Consider the following 16,293-nt stretch of genomic DNA (forward strand, 5'->3'; position numbering starts at 1 on the left):
GTTTCATTAAAACACTAAGATGGGCAGAAAATTACTGTGAGCGAAAGATGCTAACCCTTAGGAAAAGTGGCCCTGACCTGTCAAAGTTTCAAAAAAACATTTAGCTTGAAAAGGAGTCAGAGGGGGATTTTTTTAGCCTGCTAGGATAGGATCGCCTGCGTGACTATGCTGCAAAAAGCAGTCTAAAAAATTCTGAATCCATTCAGTCCAGGGAGCTTTTTCAATAATGAATTTATTTTTTACAGGAATGGTTTGGGCTGAATTTTCCTACGGAATCACCGCCATAACCGGTTTACTATCTGGTGCGAGTAGTAATTTTTCTCCCCAAACTTGGTTACTAGAAGCCCTCCAATGGATTAATAACCTTGGCATTTTGGGGGCGATCGCCTTTATGGGGTTATATATTTTAGCGACGGTAGCGTTTCTACCTGGATCTATTCTCACCCTGGGAGCCGGGGTGGTGTTTGGGGTGGTATTCGGCGCAATATACGTGTTTATTGGGGCAACCCTAGGGGCGATCGCTGCTTTTCTGGTGGGTCGTTACTTGGCGCGGCCTTGGGTCACGAAAAAAATTGCCATGAACCCTAAATTTCAAGCGATTGATCAGGCTGTCGGTCGAGAGGGTTTTAAAATTGTTCTCCTCACGCGCCTCTCCCCAGTCTTTCCGTTCAACTTATTGAACTATGCCTACGGGATCACAGGGGTTTCTCTCAAGGATTATGCCCTCGCTTCTGTGGGGATGATTCCTGGCACGATTATGTATGTTTACATTGGCTCCTTAGCAGGAAATTTGGCCACCCTCGGCACAGAGAGCAGTAATGTCAACCCGATCGCCCAATGGTCTATTCGCCTGTTGGGGTTTGCGGCCACCGTCGCCGTCACGGTTTACATCACAAAAATTGCCAGACGTGCCCTCCAGGAAACGGTGACGGAATTACCTTAAAGCTTCAGAAATTACTATAAATTTGTCTGCCGAAAAAATGGGACAGCAATTATTCTTTGTGGCATTGATCTTGCCGCCAGACCTGGGGGCGATCGCCAACGGCTGGCAATATTACTGCGTGGATCATTTTCAGACGAAAAAAGCGCTCAATTCACCGCCCCACATCACCCTCCAGCCCCCTTTTAAACTGTCTGCCCAGGATTTTGGGCAACTGCAAAATCTCTTGCAAACCTTTGCCCAGAGCCGCCCAGTGATGCCAATTCAGCTCACAGGGTTTAACTGTTTCCCGCCCCGGGTCATTTATCTCGATGTCGAACGCAGCCAAAAACTCCTAAACTGCCAGAGTCAACTTAAAAATACTTTCGCAGAAAAATTACAAATCTGTGATCAACGCTATGGCGATCGCCCCTTTAGGCCCCATGTTACCCTCGCCTTTAAGGATCTGAGTCGAGATAATTTTGCCCGGGCTTGGGCTTTTTTTCAAGGGCGTTCCCTGGATCATAATTTTGTTGCCGAGGGTGTAAGCTTGCTGCAACATAATGGTCGCCACTGGCAAATGAGCGCTTATTTTCCTTTTCGAGGTCAGAGCTAGGCATTATAAATCTGGCCCTGTTGCTTTTGATAAAAAGCCAGCACTTGCTGGGCGGCGGCCCGTTCAACATCGGTGATCACAGTAATGCCCCGCCGTTGTAATGCCCCCTGCCAATCCTTGGGCTTTGGTCCCTCATCAAAGCCGATCGCCTCCGCATCAGATCCCCGCGCCCCGGTGACTACCCGCTTGAGACCCGCCCAATGGATACCCCCCAGACACATGGCACAGGGTTCGGTACTGGTGACCAGCTCTAGGGCCGGCAGCGCAGAAGTTTTGAAACTAAATTGTTGAAATTTCCGTTGGGCGATCGCCATGGCCACCATCTCTGCATGGAGTAGGGAGAGATTTTCGCTAGTGACCAGATTTACCCCCAGGGCAATTAATTCACCTGTTTCGAGCACGAAGATCCCAGCGGCAAAGGGGCCGCCACTACCTTGGATAATATTTTCCTGCGCTGCCCCTAGAATAAACTGCATTTTGGCGCGATCGCCCGTTGCGCTCTGGTAGCGATCGCCATAGGTGGCTAACCAAGGGGGCAGGCGAAAACAAATTTCTGGGGGTTGCTGATACATTAAAAATCCTCATACCAGAGGTGACGATAGTTGTTTTTCTAAGAAAAGGTAGGTGTACACCTACCTTTTGGGAATCTAGGTTTTGAGGGGTCTGGGGTAGGGTCGTCAGCGATGTTGAGACTGGAGTTCGCGCAGGGTAGCCAGCAGACTTTGGAGTTGAATTTTTATGGGGACTAAAGCTTTATCTTCTGAGCTGGCCAAGGTTTGCGACCATTTCTCGACCGTGGCGATCGCCTGCTCTGGTGAAAAGGTAGGTGCACACCTACCTTTTTGAGTAGTCTCATTTAAAATACGCTGAATCCGGTCTTCGGAGAGGCGAAAAACCTTGGCCAGTTCCCGTTTGAGGGATTTTTCCCCTGCCTTTGGTCGCCCCCGCAATCGCTTATAACCTGCTTGCTCTAATTTTTGGGCTGCTTCTTTGATTTCTGTGGTTGTAAAATTTTTCCGCTGGGTATTTTCTTCGATTTCGATTTGCAGGGCATCCACCGCATCGGTAGCGGCATCGATATCCACCACCCGCACCGGGATACCCTCGGGAAATAGCGCTGCGTATTGCTCTGGGTAGGCCAGTTTGATTTGGTGGAGGGCTGCCCGCCGATGGCCCCCTGCTAACAGGTGTCCGTGGCGATCGACCGTGAGGGGTGTGATGAGACCCAGCACTAAAATCGATTCTGCCAGGGCTTGCACATGGGCATCCTTGAGGGGGCGGGCATCCCCACCGGGCCGGTCTAAAATATCCTCAAATAGCAGCAGTTTTAAATTTTGATTGACCTCTTTTTCATAATTTTTTTCGGCGGTAAAAGTTTCAGCGGCCCGTTGGTTGAGGCGATCGAGGTCTAGGATTGGTTTTTTGCGTGCCATTAGTTGAGATTCTCCTGTAACCATGACCAGTAAGTTTGAATTTCGGCGGCGGCTTTTCCTTCGGGATTCCATTCTGTGACTGCTCGCCCTTCGGCAACGGAAGCGGGAAAATCAGCGCGGCTGCGAATTAAGGGGCCAACGGGGTAATGCTGTTCTAAGCCAACGACTAAATCGCTCAAGTTTGCCTGGGGATGGGCTTGGTTAATGCAAAATACAGCCTTGGCTTGGGCCGCCCGAATCGCAGCGAGGGTTGCCCCCAAAGCATCGAGCTCTAGCTGGCCCGGACGCAGCACCACCACACAGAGGTCGGCGATTTGGGCAATTTCGATTAGACTGGCTTCGGCACTGGGCTGGGTGTCGACAAAAAGCCAGTCAGTTTGGCAGCGTTTGAGAGAGACTTGTACTCGGCCAGCGGGGACAGTCTGGACTTCCGGAGGCTCATAGTCGCGGCGATCGCCCCAATCGGCACAACTGGCCTGGGGATCGGTGTCGATAATTATCGCCTGACCCGCAACCACCGCTAAATTCATCGTGAGGGTAGATTTGCCGACGCCCCCTTTGCGGCTGACAATGGCAATTTTTTTCATAGCGATTCCGTCAATGCTTTGCTTTCAAATTAACCTTAGTACAGAGTCGGGGCGATCGCCCGAAAGTTTCGCATCTCTGTGCCAAAAATTTTTGAAGCTGCTTTAAGACAATTCCCCAAAAAGGCTCATTTGACCCAGGGGCAAAGATCCGTGGCGGCGCTGGTGCTGGCGCAGGTGACAGGCAGAACAGAGGGCGATGAGGTTTTCGCGGCGGTTATCTTCGGGGATGTAATTTTTGTGGTGGACGCTCAGGGTCAGCACAGCCCGCAGATTGCGATTGATGCCTTTGATTTTGACATCGGGGGGAATGCAAGCTAAACCACAAAATTCACAGCGCCAGTCCGCTTCTTCTTTCACTTCTAAGGCGATCGCCTGCCAATCCTGAGGATATCGAGAGGAATGCTTCATCGATGTTAATCCCTGAAAAATATTGAAATCGCTACAGTGTTAACCAGTTATTATCAAACAATTATTCACCGTGTTTTAAATTGCCATTTATCATGTGATTTTAGCGTCAATTAGCTAAAAATCCCCAAAAAACAACGCCTCACACCTTTTATTCCCCATGAAAATTGCCTTCTTCAGCACCAAACCCTACGATCAACTTTCCTTTACCACCGTAAATCAACAGTTTCACCATGAATTAGTTTTCTTAGAACCGCGTCTCACCTTGGAAACGGTTAGCCTTGCTGCTGGTTTTCCGGTTATTTGTGCTTTTATTAACGATGACCTCAGCCAGGGCGTTCTGGAAAAGCTGGCCGAAAATGGTACGCGGATCATCGCCCTCCGCTGTGCTGGGTTTAATAATGTCAACCTCGAAGCGGCCCACAAATTGGGGTTAGTGGTGGTGCGCGTCCCCGCCTATTCTCCCTATGCGGTAGCAGAACACGCGGTGGGCTTGATTTTGATGCTTAATCGCAAGCTATACCGGGCCTATAACCGCGTCCGGGATGATAATTTCTCTTTGGTGGGTTTGTTGGGTTTTGATCTCCATGGCAAGACCGTCGGCATTGTTGGCACTGGCAAAATTGGGGAATGTTTCGCCAAAATTATGAAGGGGTTTGGCTGTCGTCTGCTGGCCTATGACCCCTATGAAAATCCGGTTTGTGTCGAGCTGGGGGTGAAATATACCGATTGGCGATCGCTCCTGGCTCAGGCAGACATTATTTCGCTCCATTGTCCTCTGATGCCGGAAACCTACCACCTGATTAACGAAGAGTCTCTGGCTCAGATTAAGCCGGGGGCGATGCTGATCAATACCAGTCGCGGCGGCCTGATTGATACGAGGGCGGCGATCGAGGCGATCAAGAGTGGTCAGTTGGGCTACTTTGGCACGGATGTCTACGAAGAGGAAGAAAATCTGTTTTTTGAGGATCTCTCGGATACGGTAATCCAGGATGATACGTTCCAGCTTTTGCAGTCTTTCCCCAATGTGGTGATCACAGCTCATCAAGCTTTCTTCACCCAGGAAGCCCTTGGGAATATTGCGGAAACGACGCTACAGAATATTGCCCTGGTTGAGGCAAGAAAACCTTGTCCAAATCAATTGCATTCCTAGAAAATCAATCCTGTTTCTTGCACTTAATTAAGTCTGGGAGAGGCGATCGCTTAATGTAAATATATTTTTTGATTTAGTTTAACAAAAAATATATTTACTAAATGCAAGCTAAATTATGCACTAATATCTAAAGTATAAATTCAAGTTAATCTAAGCAGTTAAGTGATGTTAGATCTAATTAATAGTATTCTAAAAGGAATAATTACTTTTCTAAGTAATGAAATTATATTAGAATTGATTTCTAATATAATAGTAGGAGTACTTGCTTTTGTTGGCGTATGTCTTGGTATTAGAAGAATTAAGAAGCAATTGATTGATGATTATATAGAAAAGAAAATAACACAAACGCAGCAAATAAATGATAAAGTTCTGATTAAGTCAAGGGATGTGCTTGCTTCTTTTGAGCAATCGTATACAGAAAATAAAAATATATCAGAAGATGAACTTGATAACATCATAAAAACATGTTCGGATTTATCAAGAACTTCGGAAGATGCAGGAAAAGAAGTTTCTACAATTGCATATTTGCTTTATAAAACAGTAAAAGATTTAAAGCCTATTTATAACCATATAACTAAGAATGAAAAATCATATGAAATATTAACTCTGAGTGATGTCATAAACTTAGTAAGTAGTTCTCTTCACTTGATTATTTATTACTGTACTAATAGCATTCCCATACCATCTCAAACTAAGTTGCAAAAAAGAAGCCTAATCAAGCAACCATTAAGAAAATATTTAAATGATAAAGGTTTTTACAGCTTAAAAGATCAGCCATTTGGATTAACGCTCAACCCAACCAGTGAAGTAATACTTACTTATTCGGAGATTGTAGGAAACACTAAGTCTTCTATTTTTTCAAGGAATCTTTTTCTATTTCTTCGAAATAATGTTCCACTTGCTTATCAGATGATGTCTAGAGGTATTTATGTGCCTTTGATAATCAACAAAAAAGAGGAAGATTTCTTGCTTGGTAATCCAACAATGCATCTTATCAAAATAAAAAAAATCAAAAGAATAGGAGAAAAAAATGGTGATTTTATTGAATTTTATTATAGCAACATAAGTCCATCTTTTTACTTTGTCGATAATCTCGATTTAAATTCATTTCAATCAGAATTTATAAACGATGTTTTCTTAGATAAACAATTCAAATTTAATAATGAAGAATATGAATTAAGTAAAAAGCTTCAGGAAACTATTAAAGTGACAATAAGTTTAGAGGTTGCCAAAGAGAATTTCAAGAAAAATAGATCTGTATTTGAGCGTAAGCTACGTACCATTAACTCACATTACAAAACATTCCAATCACTTTAGGGTGTAGTTTAATTTATTGATTCTCGAATTTTATAATCAAATGTCAGAATATTAAAAAAATCTGGCGCCACTTATTAATTAAAAAATCTCAATTGACTGAAATAACACATGAATAGCATCACATTGTTCCGGTTCATATTGCCAACGATCTAAAAAATCCTGGTAATCCCCTGACCCAGCTTCGAGAGTTTGCAGCAGGCGCAACCGTTCATTTTTGAAAATGACATCACGTTGTTCAAGCTGCTTAAGCAAATTAAGCGATCGCCTTTGTACCTGTTCCGAACCCTGTTGATTTTCAGCGTCCCCATTGCGGCCGTGGGCGATCGCCATCGCCGTAGACATCGCCACATTTTTTACTAAAATCTCACTAATCTGGGCCGCTGCCTTGGTGAAACCTTCGAGGAAAATTTCTGGCACTTGATCCGCGAGGGGACTATCACCCGTCAAATAAACCACAAAAAAGCCCCGCACCCCGTTCTGATGACTCAGGATCGCCTGCATTTGCATCAGAATTTCTGCATCTGATATTTTTTGCGCTTCGACCTGCCCTAACCAAGTTTGGGTAAAGGCGATCGCCCCTTGAAACGAAAGTGATTGAAGATCAGAGTTAGTAGGCTCTTGCATGGCGGGAAACTGACTGGAAATGATGATCTGTGCAAAGTTGCCCCAGATTCTAACGTAAAAATCCTGGGCGCCTTTCGTGGTATAAAAACAACAGATGGCGATGGAGCTCGCCGAAACCGTCGAAGATTTTTCCTAACAGATCTTGGCTAATGGCTCCTACTCTTCCGACTTGGGGCGACCAAGGAAGCAGTAGGACTAAATCTGTTTAGGCTAAGCCCAAAACTTCTCGCCGCAAGTCACGTTTACCCGCAACCACAACGTGATCTGATGTTAGAAAGTATTCTTTTAATTTTGCTGCTCGGTTTTTTTGTTGGGCAGATCGCCCAGCGTCTGAAAATTCCCGCCCTTGTGGGCATGGTCTTGGTGGGGATCGTCCTCGGCCCCCAGGTGGGGAATGTGGTTGATGGCAGCGTTCTAACAGCCGCCCCAGAACTAAGGACGATCGCCGTGATGGTGATCTTGATGAAAGCAGGGCTGGGCCTCGACCGTGAAAAACTGGCCCAACAGGGAACAGTGGCCCTGCGCCTGGGGTTTTTACCGGCCACCTGTGAGGCGATCGCCATCATGCTCCTTGCCATGGGCCTATTTCAATTCGACCTAGCCACGGGTCTGTTGCTCGGTTGCGTCCTGGGAGCCGAATCACCAGCGGTAATTGTGCCAGCAATGCTCTGCCTCAAAAGTTTAGGCTGGGGGGTGCAAAAAGGGATTCCCGATGCGATTTTGACGGGGAGCGCCCTTTCCGATGTGCTGTTATTGCTGGTTTTTAGTCTGCTGCTTGCTTTCTTGGGCCAAAGCGGGGCAGCGGGGGTAACCCTACCCGGTGGTTTAAATCTCAGCCTATTACAATTGCTGCCGTTGCAAATTGTGAGCCAAATTTTCCTGGGGGTTATCTGCGGTTGGCTCGCGGCGCGGCTCTTGGTTTCCCTCCTCGCAAAACAAAATTGGACTCAAAGTGCGGTACAGGATGGCTTAATTGCCGCTGGGTTGGCGCTGCTCTTGGTGATCATGGCGGAGCGTTTGCCGATCTTTTCTGGCTATCTGGCGGTGATGGCGGCAGGATTTTTTCTGGTCGAACTAGATGCCCCCTTAGCCCGGCAACTCCGGCGGAGCTTTGATGCCCTTTGGGCGATCGCCCAGATTGTGCTGTTTGTGCTGTTGGGGGCGAGTATTCAGTTAAATGTTTTGGGCAATACTTTTGGACAGGGCTTACTTGTTTTGGGAATAGGGACTTTAGTAGGGCGATCGCTCGGTTGGTACTTGTCTACCCTCGGCAGCAACTGGACATGGCGAGAGCGTTTATTTTTGCTCCCCGGTAACTCCGCTAAGGCCACAGTACAAGCGGCGATCGGTGCTATTCCTCTGACTCAGGGTATTGCTGGCGGTGAAATTATTCTGGCCCTGTCAGCATTGTCAATTTTAGTGACGGCTCCCCTCGGCGCTTGGGCGATTCCCACCTTTGCTCCAAAACTATTGCAAAAGGGCGAAGTGGACCCCACAAAGGTTGCCATTGCCCAAAAAATTGTCCTACTAGCTGCCATTGATAACTCTCCCCTTGCCCGGCCAATCCTCCTAAAAACCGCAGAACTGGCCCGCAGAAGTAACGGGGAAGTGGTCGTTCTCCATGTGATCCGCACCGATGATCCCGAAGGTCTACAACACCTCAAACAACAAACTCGCCGCTACCTTGCGGATATTCGCTATCAATTTATTACGGCCACTGGCCCGGTTCCCGAAGCGATTATTCACACCGCCCAAGCGTACAGAGCCAATGAAATCGTTATGGGTAAACGTCGTTACCAAGCCCTCGATGAAATTTTGATTGGTTCGGTATCCCAGGGGGTTTTAGAAAATAGCTCACTGCCCATTATTCTCATCGAGGGAGGAAAAAATTGATCTTAGGGATATTTACAGATCGCGAAAATAAATGTTAGCTTGTGTGGAAACTGAACAAGTCAGCTTAGTTTAAGGCGATTCTGCCTTGAAGCGGGGGAACCAACCGTCAACCCAACTGGGAAGACACCGGGGCTTATTTTCTGGGATATATAGAAAAGGGACATCTTCCAGTCCTCGCCCGTCAGCTAACCTCGTCAGCATCGGAAGAAGACTGAAGTACGGCGATCGCCTCCTAGGTGTAATCGTGCAGTAAATCAGAATTCCATCACAATGACTATCAGTTACCTGTCATTTCCTTAAACATTGAGGAGGGGTAATTTTGCATGGTTTTATTATCGAGTTTGGCCCGCACAGCCAAAAAGTTTTTGGTCTTACCGGCTCTCCAGGACAAGTACCGAAAAGAAATTGTGCTACCGCTGTATGGTTTTGGGGGCCTACTGCTTCTCTGGTGGGCGATCGCCCTAGTGCGTGGCGAGATGATGCCGACTCCCTGGGAAGCCTTAGTCCGCAACCTTGACTTTATTGTGCATCCCTTTTATCGTCGGGGACCTGGGGATCTGGGCCTCGGCTGGTTACTGTTGGCAAGTTTGCGACGGGTATTGATTGGTTTTTCTTTGGGGGCTTTGGTGGCGATCCCTGTGGGGATCTGGATCGGTTTATCCCGGGAAGCTTGGCTGGCAATTAACCCGATTATCCAAATTCTTAAGCCTGTTTCGCCCCTGGTCTGGCTACCGATCGCCCTTTCAATTTTTAGTGCGGCAGAACCCTCGGCAATCTTTGTGATTTTCATTACTTCCCTGTGGTCAACAATTATCAACACCGCCGAAGGGGTCGCTAATGTACCCAAAGACTACCTTGAAGTGGCCCAGATGCTGGAGATGCCCCGCTGGAAACAGCTACTACAGGTGATTTTGCCCGCCAGCTTGCCCTATATCTTTACGGGCCTGCGGATCAGTATGGGGGTCGCTTGGCTCGTGATCGTCGCGGTAGAAATGCTCACCGGCGGCATTGGTATCGGCTTTTTTGTTTGGGATGAGTGGAACCGCTTAAACGTGAGTTCAGTATTTTTAGCGGTGTTTGTGATTGGCATGACGGGTTTGGTTTTAGATTATGCCCTTGCCTTTCTCCAAACAGCGATCACCCACCGCCCAGCCCGGAATTAAGGAGAAACTTTCATGACGAAATTGAGTAGACGCTCTTTCCTGCTGGGGATGGGGGCGACAGCTTCAGCGATCGCCTATGCCGCCTGTACCCCGACCACAGGCCGTAATCCCCAAGGGTTAACCGAGGCGGCCCTTGCGGTGACACCCCTAATTAAGCCCGAGAGCTTAGAGAAACCCAACCTCACCATCGGCTTTGTGCCTGTCAATGATTGTGCCCCCTTGGCAGTGGCCTGGGCCAAGGGACTTTTCCGCAAGTATGGGCTAAATGTGCAACTCAGCCGGGAAGCAAGTTGGGCTAATTCCCGCGATGGTTTAATTTTTGGCCGTTTAGATGCTTCCCCCGTAGTTTCGGGGGCCGTCACCAATGCACGTCTGAGTGCGGAAGGGGCGATCCCAGTACCGTTGAGCGCCGCTATGACTATCCACCGCCATGGTAATGCCCTCACCATGAACCGCCCCCTCTGGGAGAGTGGTGTGCGGCCCTGGCATGATTATCAAGGCGATTTGACACAATTTGGCCAAGATCTCCAGCGTTTTTGGCAAAAATCACCAAATAATGACCGTTCTTGGGGTATTCCCCTCAGCTCTGCTATCTATGAATATTTCGTGCGCTATCTCGTGGCAGCGGTGGGGATTGATCCTGTTCAGGCATTACGCCTTGTGATCACCCCTTCGCCGCAGATGGTCAGCAATATGCGCATCGGTGCGATGCAGGCTTATATGGTGGCGGAACCCTGGAATACCCGTTCGATTACGGGCAATGAAAATATTGGCTTTACGTTTATCCAAGGGCGAGATATCTGGCGCGGCCATCCGGATCGGGTATTGGCCGTCCAGGAATCTTTTATTGAACAATATCCAAAAACCTATCGTTCTTTGGTAAAAGCTCTGATCGAGGCCTGCCAATATTGCAGCAAACCGGAAAATCGACAGGCGGTGGCGGAACTTATTTCCCAGCGGTCTTTTACGGGGGCAAAGGTGCAATTGACCCGTCCGGGGATCGTCGGTGACTACAATTATGGCGGTTTTGATCAACGCGATCGCCTTGAAAAAAGTTTAGACACCACGGTCTTTTTTGATCTCCATGGTGAAATGTCCCAGGTGACCAATGATCATTCGACGTTCCTCTGGCAGTCCCAAGGGATCTGGCTAATGACCCAGGCGGCCCGGTGGGGTCAAATCCGTACGCTGCCAAAAGATCTGGAGGCGATCGCCCAAAAAGCCTGGCGCACCGATCTATACCGCGAGATTGCCGCAGAAATGGGGATCGACTGCCCGAGCGATGACTATAAGGTCGAACCAGCCAGTGCCTTTATCGACAAAAAAGCCTTTGATCCCAGTGACCCAGTGGGCTATCTCAATAGCTTTGAGATCCGCGCAAACCGTCCCCAAACCTATGCCTTGAGCTAGGCTTTGCCTAAAAATTTTGAACTGAGATCAGTTTTAATCTTATTCCCACAATATTTGGTAAATCCTATGGTTTTTATGCAAAATCGTCCTTTTTCATCGATGAATCAATCCCCCTCTGAATCTTTCCTTGTAATTGAAAATGTCTCGAAGCAATATCCAAAACCTGATGGTTCGCAATTTGTCGTCCTCGAGGATATTAATCTGACGATTCAAGCCCAGGAATATGTGTCGATTATTGGTCACTCTGGCTGTGGCAAATCAACCCTGGCGCGGATTGTGGCCGGTTTAGAAAAGCCGACTGCTGGTTTAGTGACCCTCGAAGGGAAGCAAATTCGTAAACCTGGAGCCGATCGCATGATGGTGTTTCAAGGTTATGCACTGCTGCCTTGGTTGACTGTGCGCGAAAATATCCGTCTCGCTGTCGATGAAGTTCATCAACATCTCTCCAAAAGCGATCGCCTCCACCTGGTCAATGAACATATCCAGATGGTGAACCTCACCCCCGCTGCTGATAAATATCCCCATGAACTGTCCGGTGGTATGAAACAGCGGGTCGGGGTGGCCCGGGCCTTAGCCACTCGACCGAAAATGCTTTTACTCGATGAACCCTTCGGTGCTTTGGATGCCTTGACCCGACCCAAGTTACAAAAACAGGTGTTAGATATTTGGGAAAACCATCGCCAAGCGGTGATGATGATTACCCATGATGTGGATGAAGCGATTTTTATGTCTGATCGCGTTGTGATGATGACCAATGGTCCCCATGCCAATATTGGCCAGATTTTGGAGATTAATTTACCCCGGCCCCGCAGCATCCATGATCTCCGGGAAACCCAAGAATATTATGATCTGCGTAATGAAGCCCTTGATTTTCTCGAGCGCTATCAGTAGATCAGTTGATTCTCAATTGGCCAAGCCAGCATGAAAAAACTCTCTGAAAAACTACATTACTACTTTTTTGAGGAAGAACACTCAGAAAAGATTAGCCTCGCCAATATCTTCGCCCTCACGGAAGAGCGATTATTTGGTTTTCCCCTGGCACTTATTGCTTTTTTGAGCATTTTTGCGATTCCTGGGACTTCTTTTATTTTCGGGGTAGCGATGCTGGCGATTACCCTGCAACTCTGCTTTGGTCAGTCGAAACCCTGGGTGCCTCAAAAATTATTACAAATGTCCTTTTCGCTGGGTCAATTGCAGGGATTTATGCGCCATTTGATTCCCTGGTTAAAAAGAATCGAAAAAATTGCCAAACCCCGTTTAACGCCCATTTGTCATAGTCTACCGGGACGAATTGTGCTAGGGATTATTGCATCTGCGATGGCTTTTTTGGTGATTTTGCCGATTCCGGGGGCAAATACGGTGCCGGCGATCGCTATTTTTTTTACGGCCCTCGGTCTCCAAGAAGGGGATGGGGTTTTGAGCTTAATTGGTATGGCGATCGCCTTAGTTTTTCTGGGGATTATTATTGGTCTGCTGTGGACAGGGAGCAATATTTTTCAAGTTATTTTTCAATAAAATTGCCCTTGGTATCAGCTTTAGCGATGGACAAAAAAGCGTTTCCACAGTTCATCAAAACCCAAAACCAAGGGGGGGCAAACAATTAATGTGAGCCATTGCCAAGGTTCGAGGGGAGCGGTGAAAAAAATCTCCTGGAAGAAAGGACTTTTCGTAATCAAAATGACCAAGATCCACTCGGTGGCAAGGCCGACCCAAATCAGTGGGTTCGAGAAAAGTCCCAAACGGAAAATGGATGTTTTTTCGGAGCGGCAGGCAAAAACGTTGCCATTTTGACAAGCGACGATCGCCCCTAAGGTCATGGTGGTGGCTTGGGCGTAGATCCCAACGGTGGCGGCATCGGTGCTGTGGCGCAGTAAATCTGGGGTGATTGCCTGGAGTTCTGTTAAGCCATAACCATGGCTCCACCAGACCAGGAAAAAGCCAAGCATCCCTAATACGGCTTCGATGGGGCCAAGAAAGCAATAGGCGCGGACAAGGAGCGATCGCCCGAGCAGATTTTCCGTTTGTTTGCGGGGCGGTTGGGTCATCATGCCCGGTTCTGCCGCCTCGATTCCTAGGGTCAAAGCGGGGATCATATCTGTACCTAGATCGATCGCCAGGATTTGCATAATCACCAGAGCCGGCGGAATTTTGAGGGCGACCATCAGGAGAAAAGGCGCCACTTCCGGGACATTAGAGGCCAGGATATAGGTGATAAATTTGCGGATATTTTGGTAGATGGCACGGCCCTGTTCTACGGCGCTGATAATCGTGGCAAAGTTATCGTCGGTGAGCACAATGTCTGCCGCTTCCCGGGCCACATCGGTGCCATTCAAGCCCATGGCAATGCCAATGTGAGCAGCCCGTAGGGCCGGAGCATCGTTGACTCCGTCGCCGGTGACAGCCACAATTTCACCGATATCTTTGTAGGTTTGTACAAGGCGTAGCTTTTGTTCTGGGGCCATCCGGGCAAATACTAAACCGGAGCGATATTTGAGGATTTGCCGCAATTGGGCATCGGATAGGTGGCCCATGCCTTCCCCGGTGACCACCCGCACCTGATGGTTGACCAAGCCAATTTGTTGGGCGATCGCCTGGGCGGTGAGACCATAATCTCCGGTCACCATGGTCACCTTAATCCCGGCGGTATGACATTGGGCGATCGCCTCTTTCACCTCGGGTCTAGGGGGGTCGAACATCGCGATCAGGCCAACAAAAATCAAATCCTGCTCCAGATCCTGGGCCCGTAGGTCAACTAAATCTTGCTCCCCCCAGCGGGCCGCCACCCCCAATACGCGAAATCCTTGGGCAGCGAGGCGATCGTTGGCCTCTACCACCTCTTCCCATTGTTCACGGTCCAAGGATTGGACAGTCCCGTTATGCAAAATAGCTTGGCAGTGGCGCAATACTTCTAGGGGAGCTCCCTTAGTAAAAGCAATGCAGGAGCGTTCGTCCTGCCAGATATCCGCTGCTTGCCAATCTAAAACCACCGTCATCATCCGCCGGCGTGAGTCGAAGGGAATTTCCCGGAGCCGGGGATTTTGTTGCTGGCGTTTTTCCACATTGAGGCCCGCTTTTGCCGCCGCTACGAGTAATGCAGCTTCCGTGGGGTCCCCAATTTCCTGCCAACGACTGGGGCTTTCTAGGTGGATCAATTTAGCATTGGAGCAGAGTGCTGCCCCCGTCAGAAGAAGTTTAACTTTCCTCAGGGCTGTGAATTCAGGGGGGAAATTCACCTGGCCAGCCCCAGGATCATAACCCGCACCAGTGACCTCAATAAGACAGGGGGCGACGGCGCTGGGTTCACCATGGTTGGGGGTCTGTAGGGGCGGTTGGGGCGGCATTTCTGTATCTGTGAGCCAGGGCAACCAGAGATAATGCACCGTCATTTCATTTTTCGTGAGCGTTCCCGTTTTATCGGTACAAATCACGGTGGTGGCACTGAGGGTTTCCACTGCAGAAAGACGCCGCACCAGGGCATTTTTACGCACCATCCGTCGCACCCCCATAGCTAAAGCGAGGGTTACGGTGGGCAACAAACCTTCGGGTACGAGGGCAACAATAATGCCGATCGCAAAAAGAAAACTTTCCCGTAGTTCCATCCCCACCAGAAATTCTGTGAGGAGAAATACGATCGCCCCCATCGCCACCGCGATCGCCGTAATAACTCGCACAATTTTACCGACTTGAATTTCGAGGGTGCTGGGTTCGCGCTTGACGACGGTGGTGAGGTGAGCCACATGGCCAAATTCTGTCTGGGCCCCTGTGCCATAGACCACTGCGAGTCCCCGGCCTGAAGAGACAGTCGAGCCCGCCAGAACCAAATTGGCGATTTCTGCTGGGTTGTTTTTTTCTCGTATGGGCTGTTCCCCCTGGCGGAGGGTCTTGCCATCGCGGATCGACACCGCTTCCCGCAGCCGCACCGGATAGGCATTGCGAGCCACGGGTAAAGATTCCCCGGTCATCACCGACAGATCGATATATAAGCTCTCGGAAGAAACTAAACGGGCATCTGCCGAAATGCGATCGCCCTCTTCTAGTTGCATCACATCCCCCGGCACTAATTCTGTTGCTGGAATTGATTGGAGCTGGCCGTCACGATAAACCTTCACTTGGGCCGGTAATACTTTTTTTAAGGCGGCTAGGGATTTTTCGGCCTGAAACTCCTGCCAAAAACTAAAAATCCCATTGACCCAAATTACCAACCAGATCGCCCAACCCAGGGCGGGCGTACCAGAAACAAATGCCAAAATCCCTGCCACCCAGAGCAGCAGGGCCATAAAATGCGTTATTTGATCGAGAAAACGTAACCATAACGGACGTTGGGGCGGTTCTGGGAGGGCATTGGGGCCAAATTTCTTTAAACGCTGCTGTGCCGTCGCCGTCGATAACCCCTGGGGGCTAGATTCAAAGATGTCATAAACCGCCTCCGGCGCAAACGTCCAAATATGGGTCGAGTCCATAAATATCCTTTCTGAGCAGACATGCCTTGATGCTGTCATAACTTCTTCAAAAGCAAACTAAGGGCAGCCTAAACATCAATGATTCTTTACCGTTTGACCAGGGGGATCGGGGGGCATTTCAAGCGGTTAGCCAATACCAATAATATTGTTGTGCCCATGGGCTGGGGTGACCATGAAGGCGATCGCCAGAGCTTTCTTGAGGTCTGAGCCGTTACGATGCCGATGGCCAAAATTTTCCGGCCCCTAGAGAAGCTGCTCTGGGTTAAGGATACCCAACTCGAAATTGCCCTACGGAAGAAATTTCCAATTTTCT

General features: G+C 48.7%; 16 protein-coding genes and 2 riboswitches. Of the genes, 10 read left to right on the forward strand and 6 right to left on the reverse strand.

All coding sequences use genetic code 11. From position 1 onward, the window contains the following. The first annotated feature begins 247 nt into the window (after nt 1–247). A complete protein-coding gene (locus tag ACZ45B_RS13820; RefSeq protein ID WP_201766592.1) occupies nt 248–943 on the forward strand; it encodes a TVP38/TMEM64 family protein in 696 nt (231 codons plus the stop codon). Between the two features lie 37 nt (nt 944–980). Further along, the gene (locus tag ACZ45B_RS13825; RefSeq protein ID WP_024546338.1) at nt 981–1,535 is read left to right on the forward strand and encodes a 2'-5' RNA ligase family protein; all 555 of its coding nucleotides are present in this window, start codon (nt 981–983) and stop codon (nt 1,533–1,535) included. On the opposite strand, the gene ACZ45B_RS13830 is transcribed toward ACZ45B_RS13825, so the two are convergent. The 4 genes from ACZ45B_RS13830 to ACZ45B_RS13845 all read right to left on the reverse strand — a co-directional run bounded on the left by ACZ45B_RS13830 (nt 1,532) and on the right by ACZ45B_RS13845 (nt 3,963). Then, complete coding sequence (locus ACZ45B_RS13830; RefSeq protein ID WP_464675035.1) at nt 1,532–2,107, reverse strand: nucleoside deaminase; 576 nt, start codon at nt 2,105–2,107, stop codon at nt 1,532–1,534. The two genes, ACZ45B_RS13825 and ACZ45B_RS13830, sit on opposite strands and share 4 nt — an antisense overlap. A gap of 105 nt (nt 2,108–2,212) precedes the next feature. After that, complete coding sequence (locus ACZ45B_RS13835; protein WP_024546337.1) at nt 2,213–2,968, reverse strand: ParB/RepB/Spo0J family partition protein; 756 nt, start codon at nt 2,966–2,968, stop codon at nt 2,213–2,215. Continuing rightward, the gene (locus tag ACZ45B_RS13840) at nt 2,968–3,555 is read right to left on the reverse strand and encodes a ParA family protein (RefSeq protein WP_024546336.1); all 588 of its coding nucleotides are present in this window, start codon (nt 3,553–3,555) and stop codon (nt 2,968–2,970) included. Before ACZ45B_RS13840 ends, ACZ45B_RS13835 begins: the two co-directional genes overlap by 1 nt. Nucleotides 3,556–3,657: 102 nt before the next feature. After that, a complete protein-coding gene (locus ACZ45B_RS13845; RefSeq protein WP_024546335.1) occupies nt 3,658–3,963 on the reverse strand; it encodes an HNH endonuclease in 306 nt (101 codons plus the stop codon). A 157-nt stretch (nt 3,964–4,120) separates the two neighbouring features. Here ACZ45B_RS13845 and ACZ45B_RS13850 point away from each other — a divergent pair, with 157 nt between their 5' ends. Both ACZ45B_RS13850 and ACZ45B_RS13855 read left to right on the forward strand, forming a co-directional pair. Further along, complete coding sequence (locus tag ACZ45B_RS13850; protein WP_024546334.1) at nt 4,121–5,113, forward strand: 2-hydroxyacid dehydrogenase; 993 nt, start codon at nt 4,121–4,123, stop codon at nt 5,111–5,113. A gap of 165 nt (nt 5,114–5,278) precedes the next feature. Next, nucleotides 5,279–6,430, forward strand: a complete 1,152-nt coding sequence (locus tag ACZ45B_RS13855; RefSeq protein WP_024546333.1) for a hypothetical protein — start codon at nt 5,279–5,281, stop codon at nt 6,428–6,430. Nucleotides 6,431–6,508: 78 nt separating this feature from the next. Here the strand turns inward: ACZ45B_RS13855 and ACZ45B_RS13860 are convergent, their stop codons facing one another. Beyond that, a complete protein-coding gene (locus ACZ45B_RS13860; protein ID WP_024546332.1) occupies nt 6,509–7,054 on the reverse strand; it encodes a hypothetical protein in 546 nt (181 codons plus the stop codon). Nucleotides 7,055–7,141: 87 nt separating this feature from the next. Continuing rightward, nucleotides 7,142–7,220: riboswitch (Fluoride riboswitch) on the forward strand. Nucleotides 7,221–7,321: 101 nt separating this feature from the next. Between ACZ45B_RS13860 and ACZ45B_RS13865 the strand changes: the two genes are divergently transcribed. The 5 genes from ACZ45B_RS13865 to ACZ45B_RS13885 all read left to right on the forward strand — a co-directional run bounded on the left by ACZ45B_RS13865 (nt 7,322) and on the right by ACZ45B_RS13885 (nt 13,035). After that, nucleotides 7,322–8,947 (forward strand): cation:proton antiporter, encoded by a 1,626-nt coding sequence (locus tag ACZ45B_RS13865; protein ID WP_464675036.1) that lies wholly within the window; start codon nt 7,322–7,324, stop codon nt 8,945–8,947. A 51-nt stretch (nt 8,948–8,998) separates the two neighbouring features. Beyond that, nucleotides 8,999–9,162, forward strand: a riboswitch (cyclic di-AMP (ydaO/yuaA leader). Nucleotides 9,163–9,270: 108 nt separating this feature from the next. Continuing rightward, nucleotides 9,271–10,110 carry a nitrate ABC transporter permease gene (ntrB, locus tag ACZ45B_RS13870; RefSeq protein WP_024546331.1) on the forward strand — a complete coding sequence of 280 codons (840 nt, stop codon included), beginning with the start codon at nt 9,271–9,273 and terminating at the stop codon, nt 10,108–10,110. A 12-nt stretch (nt 10,111–10,122) separates the two neighbouring features. Further along, nucleotides 10,123–11,520, forward strand: a complete 1,398-nt coding sequence (locus ACZ45B_RS13875) for a CmpA/NrtA family ABC transporter substrate-binding protein (RefSeq protein WP_024546330.1) — start codon at nt 10,123–10,125, stop codon at nt 11,518–11,520. 66 nt (nt 11,521–11,586) lie between these two features. Continuing rightward, a complete protein-coding gene (locus ACZ45B_RS13880; protein ID WP_024546329.1) occupies nt 11,587–12,411 on the forward strand; it encodes an ABC transporter ATP-binding protein in 825 nt (274 codons plus the stop codon). Between the two features lie 30 nt (nt 12,412–12,441). Then, nucleotides 12,442–13,035 (forward strand): exopolysaccharide biosynthesis protein, encoded by a 594-nt coding sequence (locus ACZ45B_RS13885; RefSeq protein ID WP_024546328.1) that lies wholly within the window; start codon nt 12,442–12,444, stop codon nt 13,033–13,035. Nucleotides 13,036–13,055: 20 nt separating this feature from the next. On the opposite strand, the gene ACZ45B_RS13890 is transcribed toward ACZ45B_RS13885, so the two are convergent. Beyond that, nucleotides 13,056–15,980, reverse strand: a complete 2,925-nt coding sequence (locus ACZ45B_RS13890; RefSeq protein ID WP_024546327.1) for a cation-translocating P-type ATPase — start codon at nt 15,978–15,980, stop codon at nt 13,056–13,058. A gap of 78 nt (nt 15,981–16,058) precedes the next feature. Between ACZ45B_RS13890 and ACZ45B_RS13895 the strand changes: the two genes are divergently transcribed. Further along, the gene (locus tag ACZ45B_RS13895) at nt 16,059–16,187 is read left to right on the forward strand and encodes a hypothetical protein (protein ID WP_255326083.1); all 129 of its coding nucleotides are present in this window, start codon (nt 16,059–16,061) and stop codon (nt 16,185–16,187) included. Nucleotides 16,188–16,293: the final 106 nt, after the last annotated feature.

The organism is Picosynechococcus sp. NKBG15041c (genome assembly GCF_055380235.1).